Origin of the sequence: Pseudomonas serbica, from assembly GCF_028823535.1 — a bacterium.
GTDB lineage: Bacteria > Pseudomonadota > Gammaproteobacteria > Pseudomonadales > Pseudomonadaceae > Aquipseudomonas > Aquipseudomonas serbica.
Genome location: NZ_JAQIYM010000008.1, coordinates 321,934 through 343,955, shown reverse-complemented (window position 1 = coordinate 343,955; position 22,022 = coordinate 321,934). Strand labels below are relative to the sequence as shown.

The window sequence follows — 22,022 nt, the reverse complement described above, 5'->3', positions numbered from 1 at the left end:
ATTTCAAGCGTTAAAGCTGGTAGTTTTTCAACTCGCGGGCAATCACCATCCGCTGAATCTCGCTCGACCCTTCATAGATCTGCGTGATCCGCGCATCCCGGTAATACTTCTCGACCGGGTAATCCTCCAGATACCCATACCCGCCATGAATCTGAATCGCTGACGAGCAGACTTTCTCGGCCATTTCCGATGCAAACAGCTTGGCTTGCGAGGCCTCCGACAGACATGGCTTGCCCGCCGTGCGCAGGCGTGCCGCGTGAAGAATCATCAACCGCGCAGCGTTCAACTGCATGTGCATGTCGGCCAGCAGATTGGCGATGCTCTGGTGTTCATTGATGGTTTTGCCGAACTGCACGCGATCACGGGAGTAGGCCAGGGCCGCCTCGAATGCTGCGCGGGCAATGCCCAACGCCTGGGCGGCGATGCCGATGCGGCCGCCTTCGAGGTTGGACAAGGCAATGGCCAGGCCTTTGCCGCGCTCGCCGAGCAAATTGGCCTCGGGGATTGTGCAATTGTTCAAGGTGACCGCACAGGTATCGGAGGCGCGGATGCCCATCTTGTGTTCGGTGCGGTCGACGATGAAGCCTGGGGTGTCGGTTGGTACCAGGAACGCCGAGATGCCGCGCTTGCCCAGGTCCGGGTCGGTCACGGCAAACACGATCGCCAGCTTGGCCCGCTTGCCGTTGCTGACAAACTGCTTGGCGCCGTTGATCACCCATTGGCCGTCGCGCAATTCGGCGCGGGTCCGCAGGTTGTGCGCCTCGGAACCGGCCTGTGGTTCGGTCAGGCAGAAGCACCCAATGGCCTGGCCGCTGGCCAGGTCCGCCAGCCAGGTCTGTTTCTGTTCTTCGCTGCCGTAGTTGAGCACCGGCCCGCAGCCCACCGAGTTGTGGATGCTCATGAACGCGCCGGTCGCACCGTCGCCGGCGGAGATCTCTTCTACTGCCAATGCATAGGCGACGTAGTCGACATAAGTGCCGCCCCATTCCTCGGGCACAACCATGCCCAGCAGGCCCAGCTCACCCATTTTCGCCACCAGGGCGTCGTCGATCCAGCCGGCCTTTTCCCAGGCCTGGGCATGGGGGGCGATTTCGCCGCGGGCAAAGTCCCGGGCCATGTCGCGGATCATGACTTGTTCTTCGGTCAGTTCGAGATCGTGCATGGTTCAGCTCCCGCTCTCATCGAAACCGTTGAAGAAGCTCGCTACGTGCTCGGCGTCCAGCGCCTGCAGGGTTGGCGGGTTCCAGCGCGGGTTCTTGTCTTTGTCGATCAGCAAGGCGCGCACGCCTTCGATCAGGTCGCCGCGCTCGAACCACTGGCGGTCCAGGTGCAGCTCAAGGGCGAAACATTGTTCAAGGCTCAGTTGCCGGCCGCGCCGGAGCATTTCCAGGGTCACGCCCATGGCCAGGGGCGAGCGGGTCTGCAGCAGGTCAGCGGTAGCCGTGGCCCACTCATGGCTGTCGGCGACCGTTACTTCCCGTAGTTGCTCCACGATACTCGGCACATCCGCCAAGGCGAAGAAATGGTCGATAGCCGGGCGCAGGGCGGCCAGGGGGGCATCGGGCAACTGTTGCACGGCGAGTTTCGCCAACACGCCCTGAAGGTCTTTCAGAGGCGTGTCATGCCACTGCAGCTGGTCGAGCTTTTCATCCAGCGTGGCCAGTTTGCCGCTGTCCAGGTACCAGTCGGCCAGCCCGCAGTACAGCGCATCGGCCGCACGGATCTGCACACCGCTGACGCCCAGGTAAATCCCCAGTTCGCCGGGGATGCGCGGCAGGAAGTAGCTGCCGCCAACGTCCGGGAAGTAACCGATGCCGACTTCAGGCATCGCCAGGCGGCTTTTCTCGGTGACCACCCGCAAGTCGGCGCCTTGCACAAGGCCCATGCCGCCGCCCAGGACAAAGCCGTCCATCAAGGCCAGCACCGGTTTGCGGTAATGATGGATTGCGAGGTCGAGGGCGTACTCCTCGATGAAGAAATCTTCGTGCAGCGTATCGCCGCTTTTGAAGCTGTCGTACAACGAGCGAATGTCGCCACCGGCACAGAAGGCTTTTTCCCCGGCGCCGCGCAGCACCACTGCATGCACCTGGTCATCCTGTGCCCAGGCATCGAGCTGACGTTGCAGATTGCGCACCATCTCGAGGGTGATGGCGTTAAGGCCAGCGGGGCGGTTGAGGGTCAGGTGACCGATGTGGTTGCGAACCTCGGCCAGCACTTCGTTTTGCGTGGCATCCATTGACGAAGTCGCTGGAGAAGAAACCTGAGCAGTCATCACTAACTCCCTGCTTTTATTGTTCTTTGTTAAGAAGCTCGCGCGCGAGCGATGCTGGATCGTACCAGTGCAAATTTGCCTTGTACAACCGGGATAAGTGCAGGTCGTGTGTGCATTTTTGCAGAAAGGGCGCCGCTATCGGCGGCTGGAGTTGCCTGGCGCACGCGCAGAGCCCGGGCGGGGGCCCGGGCTCTGCGCGCATTCAATCGTGAAACTGTGCTTGCAAGTACTGAGCGCACAAGAGCAGCGCCCGTTTGGCCTCATCCTGAGCCGCCGGCCAGTTGATGAAGCCATGGAGCATGCCGGCATACTCCCGATGCTGGACCTGAACGCCGGCCCCCATGAGTCGCCGGGCATATTCGCGGCCTTCGTCACGCAGCACATCCCGTTCGCTGGTGATGATCAACGCCGGTGGCAATCCGTGCAGGTGTTTTTGATTCAGCGGGGAAAGCCTGGGATCGGCGCGATCCATACCGGGTGGTACGTAGTGCTCGATGTACCACTCGAGCATGGCTGCGCAGAGCCCATGTCCATCGGCGAACTCCTGGTGGGAGGGGTGTCGGTTCAAGCAGTCGAGCAACGGGTACAGCAGCATCTGCAACACGATCTTCGGCGCGCCGCGCTCCCGGGCCCATTGGCACACGACTGCCGCCAGCCCACCGCCGGAGCCGCCACCGGCGACCCCGATTCGCGACGGATCGAGCCCTGAGGCCAGCCCCTGTTCGACGACCCATTGCGTAGCTGCGCAGCAATCCTGCACCGCAGCGGGGAATAGGTGCTCCGGTGGCCGGGCGTAATCCACGGCTACCACGGCACAACCTGCCCAGTCACACATCAGCCGGCAAAAGCTGTCGTGGGTGTCCAGATCGCCTGTGACCCATCCACCGCCATGGAAATACATCAGGACTGCGAACGGCCCTTGCCCGGGCGGGGTGTAGAGCCGCAGTGACAGGGGTCGTCCATGGCTGTCGATCGACAGGTCACGCACGCGAACCACCATCAAGTCGCGAAAGGCTGTTCGCGCGCTTTCTACCGTCAAGGGAGTAGCTGATTGTCCAGTCGTCGCGCGCTCAGGCTTCATTGTCTTTCCCCTTGTGCGCATAGGCCTGGATTTCGATCTCGATCACGTATTCAGGCAGGATCAGTTTTCCGACTTCCAGGCACATCGTGGTGGGCGGATGGCCCTCGAAAAACGCCTTGTGCGCCCTAGCGATAGCGGGCCAGAAAGCCATGTCGGTGGTGTACATGCGGGTGGCGATGATACTGCGGCGGTCTTCTCCCAGTTGCTTGATCGACGCCTCAATGATTTCCAGGCAACGCAGCGTCTGGGCATAGGCATCACCCGGGGCGAAGGGCTCTCCCTTGTCATCGAAGGCGACGGTACCGCCCATCACGATCAGGTTATCGACCTTCAATGCACGGCAGTAACAGGCTTCGGTTTCCCATTTTGCCGCGGAAAAAACGCGTTCGAATTTCATTGCAGCGCTCCTTGGCCCAGATCAATGGGCAGTGATTTGAGTCCACGAAACTGCAGATTGTTGGTCCGCCATATTGCCGGTCTGTCGGCAATCAGTTGCAGGTCCGGGAATCGCTTGAATAACGAGGTGAACACCACCTCGGCCTCCAGGCGAAATAACGCGGTGCCCATGCAGAAATGCTCACCCCGGCCGAACGCCAGGTGATCGTTGTGCGTGCGGTGGATATCGAAGCGGTCAGGGTTTTCGAACTTCGCCGGGTCACGATTGGCGGCGGCGCGCATCAGGTAGACCAGGTCGCCTTTTTTCATCGTGACACCGTCTATTTCGACGTCTTCATTGAGCACGCGATGACTGAAAGACCCCGCGGAATCAAAGCGCAGCATCTCTTCGATGGCCGGTTTTACCAGGCTCAGGTCAGCCACCAGTGCCCGGTGCTGCTGGGGATGCTCAAGCAAATGCAGCAAGCCGATGCACAGCTGATCGGCGCTGGTGGTGTAGCCGGCAACCAGGATGAAGACGATCTGTGCCAACACCTTTTCATTGCTCGACGCGCTGCCCTGGCTGGCCTCCAGTACCCGGCTGACCAGATCATCCTGCGGCTGTTTGCGGCGCTGTTCGATGACGTCCGCAAAATACCCGTACATCTCTTCCACGCCTTTGAGCGCTTGCGCCGGTCCATAGTCGGGGTCGAGACTGCCGACCAGGAAAATCAGGATGTCATCGGTCCAGCGCCGCAGCTTCAACGCGTCCTCGCGCGCGATGCCGTAGAGCCTGGCCAGGATCAGCGCCGGTACGCGGTTGAACAGGTTGGCCATCAAATCGGTTTGCCGTTCGAGGCCGGATAACTCTTCATCGGTGATGTCCTGAATGGTTTGCCTCAAGGATTCGATAGCACGGGGCGTAAAGGCCCTGCCCAACAGGTGGCGGCTGACCTTGTGTGGTTCACCGTCCTGGGAGTACATCCAGTCGGAGGCGAGCTTGACGAAAGTCGCCAGTTGCGCGCGCTTTTGCGCGGGTACCTGCGCATCGACCAGCTGTTGCATGCGGTTCGAGGAAAAACGCCTGGCGTCACCTTGAGCGGCAAAGACATCGCGGTAGCGGGTCAGGAACCAGGCCTTGAAGTGCGGACACCAATAGACCGGATGGTGCTCACGCAGGTAGCGATAAGCCGGGTAGGGGACGCGCACCGTTTCGCGATGGGTAAAGTCGAGCAGCGCTTGAACATCCATGATTACTGCTCCCCGTACAGTGCAGCGGTGAACTGGCGGATGTAGTCCGGTTTATCGATGGGCGCACTGACCAGTTCCGCCGGCGGCGCCAGCAAGGCTGCCAGCATCGCCAGCTGTTCTTCGGTGGCATGGCTGTTCAGATCGGTGCTGTTGGCGACGAGGCCGCCTTCGCTCAACGGCGGCGCAAACACATCGATCAGGTCGTGCAGCGTCTGGGGCGAGACCAGAGGCGTGTTCTCGGCTTCCCCGATGATCAGGTCCAGGGCACGGGCGTAAGTCAGGGCAACGGCCTGTCGGTGGGAGACTTCACCCGGATTTCTACAGCGTTCGACAAGGGTCTTTTCAATACGCTGCGCAACATTGGCGGTGGGGCGTGAGGCAAAACGCGGCCGGGTGATTGCATCCCTGGCCACCTGATAGGCCATGACACTGTTGTCCCCGGCAAACGTCACGCTGATCTCGCAGTCCATGCGCAATGTGACGATCTGGTTGTAATGGTGAAAACCCTGGGAACCACAGATTTCCCGGCACATGCCCATGACATCCAGCGCCGTCCAGGTGCCGATGCTTTTGGCAATGGCAGCGAGGATGTGCAGCTCCTTGCGCTTGTGCAGTTGATCCCATTGCGCTTCGAAGCTCGACACGATTGCCTGCTCCAGCAGCTTCAGCGCCAGTGCCTTGAGTTGTTCGGTGTAGAGCCGTTGGCGAATCAACGGTTTGCGCAACAAGGGTAGGTGCGTGGTGCCGGCTTGCACTTGGCGATGGCCGGCGAAACGATAGGCCAGATGAGCGCACAGGCTCGCGCCATTGCTCGCTGCGGCCAGGAGCAACAACCGCTCCTGGATGAAGGTTTCCATGGCGCAGGTCAGGCGTTCGCTCCTGGGCACGTTACTGCTGAATGCACCGTTCTTGTCGAATTGTGCGTGGCGTTGCATCAACGCATCCAGCGACAGCTTCATCCGGTCGAAGCGAATGCCGGCCACCTGGTTCGCGTGAATTCCGCCCTTGGGATCGCAGGCCATGGCCTTGATGCCGGGTAACAACGGGCCGTTTTCCTGTTCGCGAATCGGCACGCGAAACCAGTGAAGCCCTTCGTCCTCACCGTCGACGATCAAGCGTGCCAGCACCATGACCACCTGGGCGGCATGCAGGGCATTGCCGATCCAGAACTTGCAGGCCGCCGGGGCAGGCGTATGCAGGATCAGGCACTGGCCCTGGCGTTCAAAGGTGACCTGGGTTTGCAAGTTGCGCACATCCGAGCCGCTGTTGATCTCGGTACAGCCAAAGGCATAGACCGCGCCCATCTCGATCACTTCCTGGCGGTAACGCGCGACTTGCACCGCGCTTGCCTGGGCGAACAGCGCGTTGCCGGCGATCATGTGGTCAACGATCGACGAGAACAGCGCATAGTCATAAGCGCCGACCAGCCCCGTACGTTCGTACATCTGTCGAAAGTCTGACTGGCGGGGCTGCCCCAGCCACATGTCGTTGGTGATCAGGCCATCGCGCACAATCGTGCGCATGCGCTCGATCGTCAGGTCCATGTAGTCGCGCAGCGGCAGATGGTGACGTTTTCCGGGGTCGAACAGCGGCGTGCCCAGCCGTTGCAGGAGTGAGGTGCTCATTGGATGTTCCTCTCGTAGATTTCGAAAAAAGTTTCGAAACCACCAGAGCCAGAGAGCTGGCGGAACTTGAAGCACGCGAATCACTTGCTATAGCGCCAAGCGCCATTTTTTGCGGACAGCAGGTTACGCGAGGGAATCGCGGTGTTTCACAAGGAGGCGCGGTTCTGTTAAAGCGCAAAGCCAGCATCGCCACCCAACAAGGTTGAGTATTTCTCCATAGCCAGACTTCCTGTGTCATCGCTACTGGACTATTACGGCGAGCCAGACTTCGTAGTGAAAGGCAGACAACTCTGTGCGGTACGTTTTTACTTTAGCCGCTGGACACTTCAGGGCAAGGCGCAAATCGACCATTAGTCGGACGTTGTACGGCTCAGCACTTCCCCGATACTGCGCCGCCTGGCGTACAACTCACTGGCATGGACCAGTTGTTCGAGGTCTTCGGGGGTGACGTCGAAGAAGGCCTCCATGTCCGCCAGGGCCAGTTTGAGGTCCTGGGCGGTGATCGCCTGGGAGTCCACGGGCGGGTGGTCGGCCGGGACCACGGCCACCGGCTCGCTGGCACGCTTGGGATAACGGATGCGCGTCAGGTTGTTGTAGGCCAGGGCGCTGAACAGCATGGTCGAAGCAGCGAGCATCACCGGGCCAAGGGCTTTCCAGTCCATGGCAATGGTCGCAGGGTCCGCCAGCACCAACAGCAATGCCAGTGCCCCGGCCGGTGGGTGCAGGCAACGCAGCCAGCACATCAGGATCAGCGCCATGCCCGCCGCCAGGCAGGCGCTGCCCAGGGTCCGGCCGAGCACATGGGCCACCAGCAGCGATACCACCGCAGCGCTCAAGTAACCGCCGAGTATCGACCAGGGCTGGGCGAGCGCGCCGGAAGATACCGCGAACAACAGCACCGCCGAGGCACCCAGCGGCCCGACCAGGTGCTGAGCGACTTGCATGCCGAATACCTGGCCGCATAGCCAGACGCTGAACAGGGTGCCGAGCGACATGCCGATGGCGGCGCGACTCCATTCCGTAGGGCGGGTATTGACAGCGGCGGGCAACCAGCGAGCTAGCATGATGTACATCGTTCCATTGAAAAACCGAGGAAAAAAAAAGGCTTGTCTGGGAAACCCAGAAAGCCCTTGAAGTTGTTCCAACTATTGGGGGAGGAACGGTGACAGTGTGCCGTTCATTTCCGATGCTGACAAATTCATATTAATGAAGGTTGAGTTCATTAATTCTGATGTAAGGCCGCGCACCGACAACCACCGCTTAGCGCTGTTGTTGTCAGGCGACTACTTGTGCCGCAGGCCATTGCTGATACGGAATCGGCAAGTTGCGCGAATCACCGCGGCCCATCGGAAAGTACATGAAACCATTGCGCGCCAGGCGCTCGGCGTCGTACAGGTTACGGCCGTCGAAGATCACCGGTGCATTGAGGCGCTGGCGGATCAGGTCAAAATCCGGCGCCTTGAATTGTTGCCACTCGGTGCAGATGATCAGCGCGTCCGCACCGTTGAGCACCGATTCCGGGGTGCCCATGAGCATCAACCTGGATTCATCGGGATACAACTGCTGGGTTTGTTGCATGGCTTCGGGGTCGAATGCACGGACATTCGCCCCGGCGGCCCATAGCGATTCGAGCAGTAGGCGGCTCGGCGCATCGCGCATGTCGTCGGTGTTGGGCTTGAAGGCCAGGCCCCAGACCGCGAAGGTCTTGCCCCGCAGTTCGCCTTTGTAGAATGCCTTGAGGCGCTCGAACAGCTTGTGTTTCTGCCGCTGGTTGATGGCTTCCACCGCTTGCAAAAGGTCGCTGGAGCAATGGGCCTCTTCGGCGCTGTGGATCAGGGCGCGCATGTCCTTGGGGAAGCAGGAACCGCCATAACCGCAGCCGGGGTAGATGAAGTGGTAGCCGATGCGCGAGTCGGCGCCGATGCCCAGGCGCACCGATTCGATGTCGGCACCCAGGTGTTCGGCCAGCTCGGCGATCTGGTTGATGAAGCTGATCTTGGTCGCCAGCATGCAGTTGGCGGCGTATTTGGTCAGCTCGGCACTGCGCAAATCCATGAACATGATGCGTTCATGGTTGCGGTTGAACGGCGCGTAGAGGTCACGCATCACGTCACGCACGTCTTCACGCTCACAACCCACGACGATACGGTCCGGACGCCGGCAATCGGCAACGGCCGAGCCTTCCTTGAGAAATTCGGGGTTGGAGACGATATCGAATTGCAACAGACGCCCGACCTTGATCAGGCACCTGTCGATATGCGCGCGCAGGGCATCGCCGGTACCCACCGGCACGGTGGATTTCTCCACCAGGATCACCGGTTGTTCACGGTGCCGAGCCACCGCTTCGCCCACCGCCATCACATGGCTCAGGTCGGCCGAGCCATCGTCCCGGGACGGTGTGCCGACTGCGATGAACAACACCTGGCCATGTTGCACCGCAAGTTTTTCATCGCTGGTGAACTGCAGCCGACGGGCGTCCAGGCCTTCGCGTACCAGGCTGGCCAGCCCCGGTTCGAAAATGCTCACGTGGCCCTGTTGCAGCCCCTCGACCTTTTTCTCGTCGACGTCCATGCAGACCACGTCGTGGCCGACTTCAGCCAATACCGCCGCTTGTACCAGGCCAACATAGCCGCTACCAAATACACTGATTCTCATGGATTGCTCCTGCCCCGATCGAGTCCGGTCAAGGTTTAGCAGCGCCATGTTTCAATTCGTCTATCGTGATCCCCCGTGGCCGTTGTCGGCACAACATTGACTTTCCCGGCCATGACCGGCAGCGTAGCGGCCATCCCTGTCGCCATGGCGTTTTCTGTTTACTCTTTATCCAAGGCCGTTTCGTTTGACTGACTTACCCGCAACTGATCCAAGTGCACTCAGACCCAATCCGCTCACCCTGTACCTGGCCCGACTGGCGCCCTCCAGCCAACTGACCATGCGTTATGTCCTGCAGGACGCCGCCGACCGCCTGGGCTTCGAAGAGGTGAACATCGAGGACATTGCCTGGCACAACCTGCAGCCCGAAGATGTCATCGCCCTGGTCGCCGCCTTGCGCACCGACGGCTATGCGCCCAATACGTCGTCGCTGTACGTCAATGCGGTGCGTGGGGTGATGAACGAAGCGTGGCGCATGAGCCTGATCAGCCAGGAACACCTGCTGAAAATGCGCTCGGTCAAGGGCATTGCTGGCACGCGCCTGTCCCAGGGGCGCAACCTGCGGCGTTCATTGATCCAGGAACTGATGGAAGTCTGTGCCGCCGATCCTCGGCCACAAGGCCGGCGTGACGCCGCCATCATCGCGATTCTGTACGGTTCGGGCATGCGCAAATCGGAGTCGGTGAACCTGGACCTCAATCAGCTCGACTTCAATGAGCGCAGCCTGCGCGTCACGGCCAAGGGCAACAAACAGTTGATCAAGTACGCCCCGGCCTGGGCATTCGCCAAACTCGACGCCTGGCTGGAACTACGCCGCTCGACGCTCAAGGAAGGCGAAGAAGACGACCCGTTTCTGTTCAATCGCATTCGTCGCGGCAGCCACATCACCCGCGAGCGCATCACCAAACACGCGATCTATTACATCGCCCGACAGCGTGGCGCACAGGTGGGGGTGAAAATCATGCCGCATGATTTTCGCCGCTCGTTCATCACCCGGGTGATCGAAGAGCACGACCTGTCCATCGCGCAAAAACTGGCGCACCACAGCAACATCCAGACCACCGCCAACTACGATGTGCGCGACGACAACGAGCGCCGCCGCGCAGTGGATCGCTTCGACCTTTGACGGCCATGCGCCAAGGCTCAGGGATCAAGGCTCGCCCAGCACGTGCGCGTGGCCGATGGTCGAGACCTGGACGGCGCTGCCGGCAGGCGGCGCATACATGCCGGAACTGCGTACCAGCAACGATCGGCCGACGGACTGGTCGGGGGCGCGTGATTGAAGCTCCACGGTCAAGGTGCAGGTGTTGCCGCTGAAATCCCGGTCCACCACCTTGGCACGGCAGCCCGTGACATCCGTGGCGTCGGGCAGGACGCTGGCCAGTTGCAATTGTTCGGGGCGGAGCATGATCTGCGCCGAGTGGTTGTTGCGGTGGTTGTTGACCGGGATCCTGCCCAGGTCGCAATGCGCCCAGCCAGCCTCGATCCGGGCCGGCATGACCACGGCGTCGCCGAGAAACAGTGCGGTCTGCTCATCTTCGGGGTAGCGATAGAGGTCCAGCGGATGGCCTGACTGTACCAGCCGGCCATGGCGCATCACCGCCAGTTGATCGGCGAACGACAAGGCTTCGCTCTGATCATGGGTGACCAGGATGGTAGTGACGCCCGCGTCTTCCAGCAGGCGCGCGACCATTTTGCGCATGACCGCGCGCAGCCCTGTATCGAGTGCCGAGAACGGCTCGTCCAGCAGCATCAGTCGTGGCTGCTGCGCCAGCGCCCGCGCCAGGGCCACACGCTGCTGCTGGCCCCCGGACAGCTCGTGGGGCCAGCGCGCGGCCATGTTCGAATCCAGTGCCACACTGTCCATCAATTGCGCGACACGCGCCTGCTTTTCGCGGCCTTTGCTCGCCAAGCCGAAGCCGATGTTGTCGGCCACGGTCATGTGCGGGAACAACGCGCCGTCCTGGGGGACGTAGCCAATCAGGCGTTGGTGCGCCGGCACTTCATGGGTGCTGTCGACCAGGGTCTGGCCATTGAGCGACAGGCGGCCTGAGTCGGGGAACTCGAAACCGGCAATCATCCGCAACAAGGTGGTCTTGCCTGAGCCCGAGGGGCCGACGATGACCGTTCGGCTGCCGCTGGGCACCGACAGGCTGACGTTATCCAGGGCTCGCTGGGAGCCATAGAATTTGTTCAATGAATGCAGTTCTAGTGTGCTCATCGGCCAGCCGCTTTTTTCGATTGGTGATACAGGAGCCCGGTCAAGGGCAGCGACAACAGGATCATCAGCAGGGCATAGGGTGCGGCCGCGACATAGTCGATTTCGCTGGTCATGGCCCAGAAGCCGGTCGCCAGGGTCCGTGTGCCATTGGGTGCGAGCAACAGGGTGGCGGTCAGTTCATTGGTGATCGCCAGGAACACCAGCGCAGCACCGGCAGCGGCTCCTGGCGCGGCCAGGCGCAGGGTGATCAGCCACAGCGCACGGGTAGGGGAGCGGCCAAGGCTGCGGGCGATGTTTTCCAGTTCCACGGGCGCCTGGGCGATACCAGCGCGCAAGCTCACCAGGGCCCGGGGCAAGAACATCAGCAGGTACGCCAGCAGCACGGTGATGGTGGTCTGGTAGATCGGCCGGGCGAAATGAATGGTGACCGTCACCAGGGCCAACGCCACGACGATGCCCGGCAACGAACTGGTGATGTAATTGCAGCTTTCCAGTAGCCGTTGCAGGCGCCCCGGATGGCGAATCGACAGCCAGGCAATCGGAATCGCGGCGCAGGTGGTCAGGGCCGCGCCCGCCACACCCAGCAGCAGGGTTTGTTGCAGCGCTGGCAGCAGCTCGTCCAGGTCCCAGGCCTGCACGCCTCCGGCGATCAACCAGCCGCCGAGGGTGATCAGGGGCACACCCAGCGCCAGGACGCAGGTGGCGCACTGCAACAGCAGTGCGAGTACCCTGGCCGGGGTTTTCAGGCCTATGACCCGTTGCTCGCGGGCGCTACCGGAACCCACCCGGGCGTAGCGCGCATGGCCCCGTGCAGCGGACTCCACGGTCAGCAGCACCAGGCAACACAGGGCAAGCACGCTGGCCAGCATATGGGCGGCAGGCCCGTTGAAGGTGGATTTGAACTGATCGAAGATCGCGGTGGTGAAGGTGTCGAAGCGGATCATCGCGTACAGGCCATACTCGGCCAGCAGATGCAGGCCGACCAGCAATGCACCCCCGCAAATGGCCAGGCGCAACTGCGGCAGCACCACGCGAAAAAACACCGCCCAGGGCTTGAGTCCCAAGGATTCGGCGACATCTTCAATGGCCGGGTCCAGGCGCCGCAGCGTCGCGGCAATCGGCAGGTACAGGAACGGGAAGTAGGCAATGACCGACACCAGCACGCCGGCGAACAAGCCGTGGATCGGCGGCACCAGGCTGACCCAGGCATAGCTGTGGACGAAGGCCGGCACCGCCAGGGGCGCCGTCGCCAGCAATGACCACCAACGCCGCCCGGGCAAGTCCGTGCGCTCGGTCAGCCAGGCCAGCGTCACCCCCAGCGCGACACACAGGGGAATCGTCAGCACCACCAGCAACACGGTGTTGACCAACAATTCGCCCACCCGTGGCCGGAACACCAGGGTCAGCACCGTGGACCAGCCTGTCTGCAGGGACACGCCGATGACGTAGGCAATCGGCAGCAGCGCCAGCAACGACACCAGCACCGACAAACCGACCACCCACGCGCCACCGCGGCTCGCGAACACGCCGCGCGATCGTCTACGCAAATTGGCGGGTAGCGCTTGGGCGGTACCCGCGGGCAGGATTTCGGGCATCAATTAAAGCAGTCCTGCCTGAGTCATCAGCTCCACGGCTTTTTTGCTGTCGAGTTTCGAGGCGTCGACAGATGGCGCGTCTAGCTGCTGCAAAGGCACCAGTTTCGGATTGGATTGGGCGTTCTTGCCCACGGCGTATTCAAACGACTTGCCGTCCTTGAGGATGGCCTGGCCGTCCTTGCCGGTGATCCACTTGAGGAACGCCTGGGCTTGTTCCTTGTGTTTGCTGGAGGCCAGCACGCCGCCGCCGGAAATGCTCACGAAAGCCCCCGGGTCCTTGTGCTTGAAGTAGTGCAGGGCAGTGTTCTTGCTGTTCTCGCCGGTCTTGGCCTGATCGACGAAGCTGTAATAGTGGTAGATCACGCCGCTGTCGATCTGCCCGGCATTCACCGCCTTGAGCACCGAGCTGTTGCCCCGGTAGGCCGTGAAGTTGGTTTTCATTGCCTTGAGCCAGTCAAGGGTCGCCGCTTCGCCTTTCTGTTCGAGCATGGCGGCGACGATGGCCTGGAAGTCGGCGCCACCGGGCGAGGCGGCCCAGCGGCCTTTCCATTCTGGAGCGGCGAGGTCCATGATCGACTTGGGCAACTGCGCTTGCGGCAGTTTGCTTGGGTTGTAGACGAACACCGTCGAACGCGCAGCGATCCCCAGCCATTTGCCGTGGGCTGGGCGGTAGGCCGGGTCGACCTGCTCCAGGGTGGTTTTGTCCACGGGCGCAAACAAGCCGGCGTTGTCGACCAGGACCATCGCCGGGGAGTTTTCGGTGAGGAACACATCGGCCGGCGAGTCGGCCCCTTCCTGTACGATCTGGTTGCCCATCTCGGTGTCATCGCCGTTGCGCAAGGTCACCGCAATGCCGGTTTCCTGGGTAAACCCTTCGACCCAGGATTTGGTCAGGCTTTCATGCTGGGCGTTGTAGACCACGAGGCCGACGCTGTCGGCGGCGTACACCTGACCGGCGCTCACGAGGGCGGTGACCAGCAGGGCCTTTTTGAGGAACGAAGGGATAGGGGACTTCATGCGGCGTCAGCTCCTGTTATTTTTGTCTTGCAGGCTGATTCAAGCGAATCGACAAAGGAATGTCGTCAATTATTCTAGATCAATACGAATCATTTGCAGGTTTAAGGCGCGCTAATGTAAAGCCGCGAATGAGAAAAAATCGTCAAAAAGGACACTGAACGACCCTGTGGGAGCGGGCTTGCCCGCGAATGCCGTCTAGCATTCAACAGTGATGCAAGCTGACCCACCGCTTTCGCGAGCAAGCCCGCTCCCACAGGTGGGATTTGTATTACTGGCTGGCATTTGTCGAAGGGCAGCTTTTCTGCGTACCCGCCGCTGCCTGGCTGATTAGCGCGGCCAGGCGTTTGACATTGTTTTGCTGCGCCGCCACCAGCTCATCGATGGACGGCCCTGACGGTGTCTGCAGGGTGCTGCGGCAGATGTCCATGAGGTTTTCGGTACCGTTGCTGGTACGCAGGCGCCATTTCACGTCGAGCAGTCCGTATTGACCGGGAATCGAATCGAATCGCTGCACCTCCAGGCGAACCGATACCTTGCGTTGCGCATTGTTGTTGATCATCTGGTCGGTCAAGGCACTGCTCAACTCATCCACCAGGCTCGCACCCCACCACTCGGTTTCCAGGATCGCCATGCCGGTATTGCCCTGGCGCACGACGATCTGCGGGCGATCGACCTGGGGCGGCACCGTGAGCATTTCAATCTGGATGCCGGCGCTACTGCGTGAATTGCCTGCCGGCTGGGCCGGCGTCAGGGTGTGAAACTGGATCGGATCACTGCGGCAGGCAGCGAGCAAGGCCAACGCGGCAACCAACGTGATTTTCAGCGGAAAAGCCATGGATGTTGCTCCTGTGGTCATTTGCTCGGCGGCCCTTGCATATCCATCGGTGCGGCGTTGTCCGGACGACCGCGAATCAGTGATTCGGGGTGCCGGCCCAGGTAATCCGCCAGGTCACGCAGCGAACGCGATGTGCGCCCGAGTTCGTCCAGGGTCTGCCCGAGTTTTTCCCGCTGCGGCGAGTCGTCGGCCAGCGTCGAGTTGGCCGATTGCAGGGTCTTGCTCATATCGGTCAAGGTGGTTGACACGCCAGGCAGGGTCTTGGCATTGAATTGCACCAGGCCTTTGCGCAATTCGACGAGGTTGCTGTCCAGATTGGCGGCAATGCGCTCGACCGGTAGCTGGTTGATCTTGTTGACCATGGCCTCGAGTTTTTCCTGCAATTGTTCGAGGCTCCCTGGAACGGTCGGAATACTGACTGGACGAGCGGAGGGATCAAACGCGACTTTCTCGGCTTTAGGGTAGAAATCCAGGGAAATGTACAGCTGGCCTGTCAGCAGGTTGCCGGTGCGAGCCTGGGCACGCAGGCCGTTGTCGATAAAGGTACCGATCACGCGAACGGCGGCGGCTTCATTGTTCGGATCGTGATTGAGTGTCTGGAGCATTTTCGTGTGCGCGCGGCCCAGGCGTTGCGGATAAATCATGATGCCGACGTTGACCGGGAAGGTGCGTTTTGCCGTGTCGAAATCCAGATTGACCGACACCACCTTGCCGATTTCGATGCCGAGGAATTCTACTGGGGCATCGACCTTGAGGCCGCGCAAGGCCTGGTCGAATCGCAGGGTCATGTACTGCCCCTTGCCACTTGGCGGGGCGAGGGCGGTTTGCTGGTCCTCGAACAGTTCGTAGGCATATTCCTCCGCGGCCGGTTTGTCGTCGGGGCTGTATTCCGGCGCACGGAACGCGACGCCGCCCACCAGCAGGGCCGACAAGGACTCGGTCTTGACCGCAAAACCATTGGCACCGACGCTCACGTCAACACCGCTGGCGTTCCAGAACCGGGTGTTCTCGGTGACGTACTGGTCATTGGGTGCGTGGATGAACAGTTCGATGTTTACCCCTTTGCCATCGGGATCCAGCGCATAGGCCACGACCTGGCCGACCGGAATCTTGCGGTAGTAGACCGGCGAGCCGATATCCAGTGAGCCCAGGTCCTGGGTATGCAAGGTGAAGCGCTTGCCCGGCTCGCCATAGGTAATGGCTGGCGGGTTTTCCAGGCCGGTGAAGTGCTTCGCCCGGGCATTGTCCTGGCCGATATCGGCACCGATGTAATCCCCTGATAGCAGCGTATCGATACCCGACACCCCGCCAGCGCCGATCCGCGGCCTTACCACCCAGTATTGAGAGTCTTTACGGGTAAAACTTTCCGCCTGTTTGTCCAGCTTGATCGTCGCATTGACGCTCTTCTGGTCGTTGCTCAAAGCCACGTCCGACACATGGCCGATCACTACGTTGCGGTACTTCACCTCGGTCTTGTTGGCGGTCAGGCCGCTGCCGGTCTTGAAGGTGATCGTGATGGTCGGCCCCTCCTGCAAGATGCTGTGTACCACCAGCGATATACCCACCAGCACCGCAACAATCGGCACGATCCACACCAGCGAAAAGCTGAAGCGGCGGGTCTTGATCGGCGCATGCCCGGGGACCAGTGGCCCGTCAGTGGCTTGTGACTTCATCCGTGACCTCCTCATTTAATGGTTTTTGCCGCTCTTTATCCCAGATCAGCCGCGGATCGAAACTCATCGCCGAGAGCATGGTGAACACCACCACCAGACCAAAGAACAGGATGCCCGGGCGCGGCTCGATATCGGCCAGCGCCTGGAACTTCACCAGTGACGCCACCAGGGCGACCACTATGACGTCGAGCATCGACCAGTAACCGATGAGCTCGACGAACCGGTACATTTGCGAGCGCTGCCTGAGCGCCCATTGGCTGTTGCGTTGAACGGTCACCAGCAGCAGCGTCAAGGCGACGAACTTGACGCCCGGTACCGCGATGCTGGCGATGAAAATGATCAGGGCGATATCCCAGGCACCGTGCTGCCAGAACTCGATCACGCCGCTCATGATCGTGCTGTCAGCACCGCTACCGACCATCTTGGTGTTCATCACCGGCAACAGGTTGGCCGGAACGTAAAACACCAGGGCGGTGATCATGTAGGCCCAGGTTCGGGTCAACGAGTTGGTTTTACGTCGATGCAGCGGGGCGCCACAGCGCTCGCATTCGTGGGGTTCGGCGGTCATGTCACAGGCCAGGCCGCAGGTGTGGCACAGGCACAGGTTGAGTTCGCTGGCAACGGGCGGCATTGTCATACGATGTCCCACAGTTCACGGATATCGCGGCCGGCGATGCGGATCATCATCAGGCTGAGGACCGCCAGGGCAAACAGGCCGATGCCGGGCAGCACATCCAGCAACCCGGCGAGCTTGATCACCGCGACCATCGCGCCCAGCAGGCAGACCTCAAGCATGCTCCAGGGCCTCAGGGTTTCCAGCCAGCGCATGCAGAACCTGAAGCCGGGTGCGCGCCGCGAGCTAAGGGCGAAGCTGAGGACCCAGATCAGCAATAACAACTGGAAAATCGGCGCGATGATCATGGCGACTGCCGCCACCAGAGCGATAAACGTAATGGGCCCCAGGCTCAGCGCCAACACCGAATCCCATAGGGTCGCGCTGTTTTTCAGGCCTTTCAGGCTGATGCTCATGACCGGATAGAAATTAGCGAAAATCCACAGCATCAACGCGGTGAAGGTCAACGCCAGGCGTTGCTCCACGGTCAGGCCGTTGTAACGCTGAAGCACGCCACCGCAGCGTTCGCACAGGGTTTTCTGGTATTTGGCGAGCGTCACTTTTTCGTACACGCTGTCGCAGTGCTCGCAGATGATCAGCTGATCGGTCGTTGCCATAGGCCAAGCTCAACAGGAGGCAGGAAGTTCAGAGCACCCCCTCAATATAGAAGTGACTCGCAATTGAGCAAATCGAAAGGCTAAACAAAGAGATGGGAAATGATCGGTAACTCTGTAGGAGCTGGCTTGCCAGCGATGGCGGCCTTGAACATTGTGTTGTTCTTTCGGTCGACATCGCTGGCAAGCCAGCTCCTACAGGGGGCGGTGTCAGCCCAGTACTTCGCGCATGCGATACCAGAGCATGCCCAGGGCCAGCAGTGGCGAACGCAGGACACGGCCGCCCGGGAAGGTCATGTGCGGCACGGCGCTGAACACGTCGAAGCCCTTGCTGTGGCCGGCATGGACCGCTTCGCCCAACAATTTCGCGCACCAGTGGGTGACGTTCAGGCCATGGCCCGAGTAGCCCTGGGCGTAGAACACGTTAGGGTGCTGGCTCAAGCGCCCGACCTGGGGGAAGCGGTTGGCGGTGATACCGATCTTCCCGCCCCATTGATAGTCGATGCGCACATTCGCCAGTTGCGCGAAGACCTTGAGCATTTGCGGGCGCATGTAGGCGCTGATATCCGCTGGATCACGCCCGGAGTAATGGCAGGCCCCGCCGAACAACAGACGCCGGTCCGCCGAGAGCCGGTAGTAATCCAGGCCGACTTTCTGGTCGCACAGCGCCAGGTTGTGCGGGATCAGCTGCGCGGCAACGTCCGCCGGCAAGGGTTCGGTGGCGATGATGTAGCTGCCCGCCGGGAGCACCTTACCGCTCAGTTTCGGTTCGAGTTCTTCCAGATGCGCGTTGCAACCCAGGACCAGAGTGCCGGCGCGTACCGTGCCACCGGCGCATCGAACCTGCACGGTGCTGCCGTGGACCAGCTCCAGCACCGGGCTTTGCTCGAAAATTCGTACGCCGAGGGATGACGCGAGCTGCGCTTCGCCAAGGACCAGGTTCAGCGGATGCAAGTGCCCCGAGCCCATGTCGACCAGCCCGCCGGCGTACACACCGCTATTCACGACCTGCTCACGGATCTGCGCGGCTTCGACCAGGCGGGTTTCAGGGGCGTAACCCGATTCCTTGAGCGCAGCGTGTTCGGCTTTCAACCCGGCGAACTGTGCCGGGGTGTTGGCCAGTTCGCAGAAACCCCAGCGCAGGTCGCAATCGATGCCGTGCTCACGGATACGATTGCCCACCAACTGCACCGATTCAGTCCCGGCCTGTTCCAGGTAGCGCACCCCCTCAGCACCGACATGCCTGGCGAAACCGCTGACGTCATGGCCGATGCCGCGAATCAACTGCCCGCCGTTGCGCCCGCTGGCGCCCCAGCCGATCCGCCGACCTTCGAGCAGGATCACCGAGAGCCCGCGCTGGGCCAGTTCGATGGCCGTGTTGACGCCGGTAAACCCGCCGCCAATCACGCAGACATCGGCCACCAGGTCTTCGGCCAGCGTGGGGTAGGGCGCCATACCGTTGGCCGACGCGGCGTAATAGGAATGGGCGTGTTCGTGGGTGTACTGGTTCATTGGTTGGACTTCACTTTGCTCCAGGAGCGGGTCATCAAGCGCATGATCGACTGCGGCGGGGTGGTCGAGATGTAGAGCTTGTCGAGCACTGCCTGAGGCGGATAAACCTCAGGGTTATTCACCAGTTCCGGATCCATGTACTGCTTGGCGGCGGGGTTAGGGTTGGCATAGCCGACCGAGGCACTGACCTTGGCGATCACTTGCGGGTCGAGCAAGTAGTTAATGAAGGCGTGGGCTTCCTTCGGATTGCCAGCGTCCGCCGGGATGGCCAGCAAGTCAAACCACAGGTTCGCGCCTTCCTTGGGGATGGCATAGGCGATGTTCACGTTGTTCTTGGCTTCCTTGGCGCGGTTGGCGGCCTGGAACACGTCACCGGAGTAACCGAACGCCACGCAGATGTCGCCGTTGGCCAGGTCCGAGACATACTTGGAAGAGTGGAAATAGGTAATGTACGGACGGATGCTCAGCAGCTTGGCTTCGGCTTTCTTGAAGTCTTCCGGATTCTCGCTGCGCGGGTCCATGCCCATGTAGTTGAGCACCGCGGGGAACACTTCATCCGCCGAGTCCATCATCGATACGCCGCAGGCGCTGAGTTTCTTGATGTTTTCCGGTTCGAACAGCACGGCCCAGGAATCGATGTGGTCGATGCCCAACACCTGCTTGACCTTGTCGACGTTGTAGCCGATGCCATTGGTGCCCCACAGGTACGGCACCGAGTGCGCGTTACCCGGGTCGTTTTTCTCCAGCAAGGCCAGCAGTTTCGGGTCGAGGTTCTTGAAGTTCGGCAGTTGCTCGCGGTCCAGCTTGAGGAACGCGCCGGCCTTCACCTGGCGGGCGAGGAAGTGGTTGGACGGCACCACCACGTCATACCCGGTACGCCCGGCAAGCAGTTTGCCTTCCAGGGTTTCATTGGAGTCGAAAACGTCGTAGATCACCTTGATCCCGGTTTTGCCCTGGAAGTCGGCGAGGGTGGTCTCGCCGATGTAGTCGGTCCAGTTGTAGACGCTGACCTGTGGCTGCGCCTGGGTTACGGCGCTGAACAAGACCGCGAGCGCGGCCGGGACCATGGACTTCAACAGACGCATATCAATACCTTCTTGGAGTTATTGGATTCTTCAGGTGATTCTTCGGTGTTCTGGCGTCCCCCTTCGCGAGCAGGCTCGCTCCCACAGGGGAATGCATTCCAAAATGTGGGAGCGAGCCTGCTCGCGAAGAGGCCCTTACAGACAGCGAAGATCTCAGACGCTCAGCAACAGGAACTCGCGCTCCCAAGAGCTGATCACGCGCTTGAAGTTCTCGTGCTCGGCGCGCTTGACCGCGACGTAGCCACGCACGAACTTGTCGCCCAGGTAGCGGCCCACGGTTTCGCACTCTTCCATCTGCGTCAGCGCATCTTCGATGGTGATCGGCAGGCGCAGGTTGCGCCGCTCATAGGCCCGGCCCTGCACCGCGGCGCTCGGTTCAATGCGCTCGATCATGCCCAGGTAGCCGCACAGCAGGCTGGCGGCGATGGCCAGGTAAGGGTTGGCATCGGCCCCCGGCAAGCGGTTTTCCACGCGCATGGCGTCCGGGCTCGAGGTCGGCACGCGCAGGCCGACGGTACGGTTCTCTTCGCCCCATTCGACGTTCACCGGTGCCGAGGTGTCCGGCAGGAAGCGGCGGAACGAGTTGACGTTCGGCGCGAACATCGGCAGCACTTTGGGGATGTACTTCTGCAAGCCGCCGATGTGGTGCAGGAACAACGCGCTCATGTTGCCGTCGGCATCGGCAAAGATCGGCTGGCCGGTGGCAATGTCCACCACGCTCTGGTGGATGTGCATGGCGCTGCCTGGCTCATCGCCGACCGGCTTGGCCATGAAGGTGGCCGCGACATTGTGCTTGAGGGCGGCCTCGCGCATGGTGCGCTTGAACACGGTGATCTGGTCGGCCAGGTCCAGGGCATCGCCATGGCGGAAATTGATTTCCATCTGCGCCGGACCGTCTTCGTGGATCAGCGTGTCGAGGTCCAGGCCCTGGAGTTCGCACCAGTCATAGACGTCTTCGAACAACGGGTCGAATTCGTTGGCGGCGTCGATGGAGAACGACTGGCGACCGCTTTCGGCGCGACCGGAGCGGCCCATCGGGGCCTTGAGTGGCAAGTCCGGGTCTTCGCAGCGCTGGGTCAGGTAAAACTCCATTTCCGGCGCGACAATCGGTCGCCAGCCTTTGTCGGTATACAGCTGCAGGACTTTCTTGAGCACGTTGCGCGGCGACAATTCGATCGGATTGCCGAACTTGTCAAAGGTGTCGTGGATCACGATGGCGGTCGGCTCGATCGCCCATGGCACGACGTATACCGCGTCGGACACCGGTTTGCAGACCATGTCGATATCGGCAGGATCGAGCAGGTCGTAGTAGATGTCGTCGTCGACAAAGTCCCCGGTTACCGTCTGCAACAGCACACTTTCCGGCAGGCGCATGCCTCGCTCATGCAGGAACTTGTTGGTGGGTGCGATTTTGCCGCGTGCAATGCCGGTCAGGTCGCTGACGACACACTCGACTTCGGTAATCTTGTGATCTTTCAGCCAAGTGAACAGCTGATCGAAAGGGGCATTCATAAAGACCTCGTTATTGGTTTTGTTAACGCGGGAGAAAGTCGATTTCATCTGCAGGACGCTTCCCCTGTAGCGCGTTGACGTCTATCTTG

19 protein-coding genes are annotated in these 22,022 nt (G+C 61.1%); 1 reads left to right on the top strand and 18 read right to left on the bottom strand.

What is annotated here, in order from left to right:
• Positions 1-10: 10 nt before the first annotated feature.
• From NQL71_RS15650 to NQL71_RS15615, 8 genes are all read right to left on the bottom strand, one after another.
• Positions 11-1,162 (bottom strand): acyl-CoA dehydrogenase family protein, encoded by a 1,152-nt coding sequence (locus NQL71_RS15650; RefSeq protein WP_077183707.1) that lies wholly within the window; start codon positions 1,160-1,162, stop codon positions 11-13.
• Between the two features lie 3 nt (positions 1,163-1,165).
• Complete coding sequence (locus tag NQL71_RS15645) at positions 1,166-2,272, bottom strand: enoyl-CoA hydratase/isomerase family protein (protein ID WP_274642985.1); 1,107 nt, start codon at positions 2,270-2,272, stop codon at positions 1,166-1,168.
• Positions 2,273-2,474: 202 nt separating this feature from the next.
• Positions 2,475-3,260, bottom strand: coding sequence for an alpha/beta hydrolase (locus NQL71_RS15640; protein WP_256721448.1), 786 nt, complete (start codon positions 3,258-3,260; stop codon positions 2,475-2,477).
• A gap of 82 nt (positions 3,261-3,342) precedes the next feature.
• On the bottom strand, positions 3,343-3,750 hold the full coding sequence (locus tag NQL71_RS15635; RefSeq protein WP_046819102.1) for a RidA family protein: 408 nt from the start codon (positions 3,748-3,750) through the stop codon (positions 3,343-3,345).
• On the bottom strand, positions 3,747-4,979 hold the full coding sequence (locus tag NQL71_RS15630; protein WP_274642984.1) for a cytochrome P450: 1,233 nt from the start codon (positions 4,977-4,979) through the stop codon (positions 3,747-3,749). The genes NQL71_RS15635 and NQL71_RS15630 overlap by 4 nt, the downstream gene beginning before the upstream one ends.
• 2 nt (positions 4,980-4,981) lie before the next feature.
• Complete coding sequence (locus tag NQL71_RS15625) at positions 4,982-6,604, bottom strand: acyl-CoA dehydrogenase family protein (RefSeq protein ID WP_274642983.1); 1,623 nt, start codon at positions 6,602-6,604, stop codon at positions 4,982-4,984.
• A gap of 350 nt (positions 6,605-6,954) precedes the next feature.
• Positions 6,955-7,668 carry an HPP family protein gene (locus NQL71_RS15620; RefSeq protein ID WP_077183888.1) on the bottom strand — a complete coding sequence of 238 codons (714 nt, stop codon included), beginning with the start codon at positions 7,666-7,668 and terminating at the stop codon, positions 6,955-6,957.
• A 211-nt stretch (positions 7,669-7,879) separates the two neighbouring features.
• On the bottom strand, positions 7,880-9,259 hold the full coding sequence (locus tag NQL71_RS15615; protein ID WP_274642982.1) for a UDP-glucose dehydrogenase family protein: 1,380 nt from the start codon (positions 9,257-9,259) through the stop codon (positions 7,880-7,882).
• A gap of 184 nt (positions 9,260-9,443) precedes the next feature.
• On the opposite strand from NQL71_RS15615, the gene NQL71_RS15610 reads away from it, so the two are divergent.
• On the top strand, positions 9,444-10,382 hold the full coding sequence (locus tag NQL71_RS15610) for a tyrosine-type recombinase/integrase (protein WP_046819106.1): 939 nt from the start codon (positions 9,444-9,446) through the stop codon (positions 10,380-10,382).
• 24 nt (positions 10,383-10,406) lie between these two features.
• Here the strand turns inward: NQL71_RS15610 and NQL71_RS15605 are convergent, their stop codons facing one another.
• The 10 genes from NQL71_RS15605 to NQL71_RS15560 form a co-directional block, all read right to left on the bottom strand.
• Positions 10,407-11,477: an ABC transporter ATP-binding protein gene (locus NQL71_RS15605; protein ID WP_077183701.1), complete on the bottom strand. Its 1,071-nt coding sequence runs from the start codon at positions 11,475-11,477 to the stop codon at positions 10,407-10,409.
• Positions 11,474-13,072, bottom strand: a complete 1,599-nt coding sequence (locus NQL71_RS15600; protein WP_274642981.1) for an ABC transporter permease — start codon at positions 13,070-13,072, stop codon at positions 11,474-11,476. Before NQL71_RS15600 ends, NQL71_RS15605 begins: the two co-directional genes overlap by 4 nt.
• 3 nt (positions 13,073-13,075) lie before the next feature.
• On the bottom strand, positions 13,076-14,089 hold the full coding sequence (locus NQL71_RS15595) for an iron ABC transporter substrate-binding protein (protein WP_166619611.1): 1,014 nt from the start codon (positions 14,087-14,089) through the stop codon (positions 13,076-13,078).
• Positions 14,090-14,357: 268 nt separating this feature from the next.
• Entirely contained in the window at positions 14,358-14,924 is a 567-nt protein-coding gene (locus tag NQL71_RS15590; RefSeq protein ID WP_274642980.1) for a PqiC family protein, read from the bottom strand.
• Positions 14,925-14,941: 17 nt separating this feature from the next.
• Entirely contained in the window at positions 14,942-16,597 is a 1,656-nt protein-coding gene (locus tag NQL71_RS15585; protein WP_248687034.1) for a PqiB family protein, read from the bottom strand.
• The gene (locus tag NQL71_RS15580) at positions 16,578-17,234 is read right to left on the bottom strand and encodes a paraquat-inducible protein A (protein WP_046819112.1); all 657 of its coding nucleotides are present in this window, start codon (positions 17,232-17,234) and stop codon (positions 16,578-16,580) included. Before NQL71_RS15580 ends, NQL71_RS15585 begins: the two co-directional genes overlap by 20 nt.
• On the bottom strand, positions 17,231-17,827 hold the full coding sequence (locus tag NQL71_RS15575; RefSeq protein ID WP_046819113.1) for a paraquat-inducible protein A: 597 nt from the start codon (positions 17,825-17,827) through the stop codon (positions 17,231-17,233). Before NQL71_RS15575 ends, NQL71_RS15580 begins: the two co-directional genes overlap by 4 nt.
• Positions 17,828-18,034: 207 nt before the next feature.
• Positions 18,035-19,336 carry an NAD(P)/FAD-dependent oxidoreductase gene (locus NQL71_RS15570; protein ID WP_274642979.1) on the bottom strand — a complete coding sequence of 434 codons (1,302 nt, stop codon included), beginning with the start codon at positions 19,334-19,336 and terminating at the stop codon, positions 18,035-18,037.
• Complete coding sequence (locus tag NQL71_RS15565; RefSeq protein ID WP_046819115.1) at positions 19,333-20,421, bottom strand: polyamine ABC transporter substrate-binding protein; 1,089 nt, start codon at positions 20,419-20,421, stop codon at positions 19,333-19,335. The genes NQL71_RS15570 and NQL71_RS15565 overlap by 4 nt, the downstream gene beginning before the upstream one ends.
• Before the next feature lie 153 nt (positions 20,422-20,574).
• On the bottom strand, positions 20,575-21,933 hold the full coding sequence (locus NQL71_RS15560; protein WP_046819116.1) for a glutamine synthetase family protein: 1,359 nt from the start codon (positions 21,931-21,933) through the stop codon (positions 20,575-20,577).
• Between the last annotated feature and the right edge of the window lie 89 nt (positions 21,934-22,022).

Coding starts and splice junctions, on each gene's coding strand:
- NQL71_RS15650 (WP_077183707.1), bottom strand. CDS start 1,162: ATGCACGATCTCGAACTGACCGAAGAACAAGTCATGATCCGCGACATG.
- NQL71_RS15645 (WP_274642985.1), bottom strand. CDS start 2,272: ATGACTGCTCAGGTTTCTTCTCCAGCGACTTCGTCAATGGATGCCACG.
- NQL71_RS15635 (WP_046819102.1), bottom strand. CDS start 3,750: ATGAAATTCGAACGCGTTTTTTCCGCGGCAAAATGGGAAACCGAAGCC.
- NQL71_RS15630 (WP_274642984.1), bottom strand. CDS start 4,979: ATGGATGTTCAAGCGCTGCTCGACTTTACCCATCGCGAAACGGTGCGC.
- NQL71_RS15625 (WP_274642983.1), bottom strand. CDS start 6,604: ATGAGCACCTCACTCCTGCAACGGCTGGGCACGCCGCTGTTCGACCCC.
- NQL71_RS15620 (WP_077183888.1), bottom strand. CDS start 7,668: ATGCTAGCTCGCTGGTTGCCCGCCGCTGTCAATACCCGCCCTACGGAA.
- NQL71_RS15615 (WP_274642982.1), bottom strand. CDS start 9,259: ATGAGAATCAGTGTATTTGGTAGCGGCTATGTTGGCCTGGTACAAGCG.
- NQL71_RS15605 (WP_077183701.1), bottom strand. CDS start 11,477: ATGAGCACACTAGAACTGCATTCATTGAACAAATTCTATGGCTCCCAG.
- NQL71_RS15600 (WP_274642981.1), bottom strand. CDS start 13,072: ATGCCCGAAATCCTGCCCGCGGGTACCGCCCAAGCGCTACCCGCCAAT.
- NQL71_RS15595 (WP_166619611.1), bottom strand. CDS start 14,089: ATGAAGTCCCCTATCCCTTCGTTCCTCAAAAAGGCCCTGCTGGTCACC.
- NQL71_RS15590 (WP_274642980.1), bottom strand. CDS start 14,924: ATGGCTTTTCCGCTGAAAATCACGTTGGTTGCCGCGTTGGCCTTGCTC.
- NQL71_RS15585 (WP_248687034.1), bottom strand. CDS start 16,597: ATGAAGTCACAAGCCACTGACGGGCCACTGGTCCCCGGGCATGCGCCG.
- NQL71_RS15580 (WP_046819112.1), bottom strand. CDS start 17,234: ATGACAATGCCGCCCGTTGCCAGCGAACTCAACCTGTGCCTGTGCCAC.
- NQL71_RS15575 (WP_046819113.1), bottom strand. CDS start 17,827: ATGGCAACGACCGATCAGCTGATCATCTGCGAGCACTGCGACAGCGTG.
- NQL71_RS15570 (WP_274642979.1), bottom strand. CDS start 19,336: ATGAACCAGTACACCCACGAACACGCCCATTCCTATTACGCCGCGTCG.
- NQL71_RS15565 (WP_046819115.1), bottom strand. CDS start 20,421: ATGCGTCTGTTGAAGTCCATGGTCCCGGCCGCGCTCGCGGTCTTGTTC.
- NQL71_RS15560 (WP_046819116.1), bottom strand. CDS start 21,933: ATGAATGCCCCTTTCGATCAGCTGTTCACTTGGCTGAAAGATCACAAG.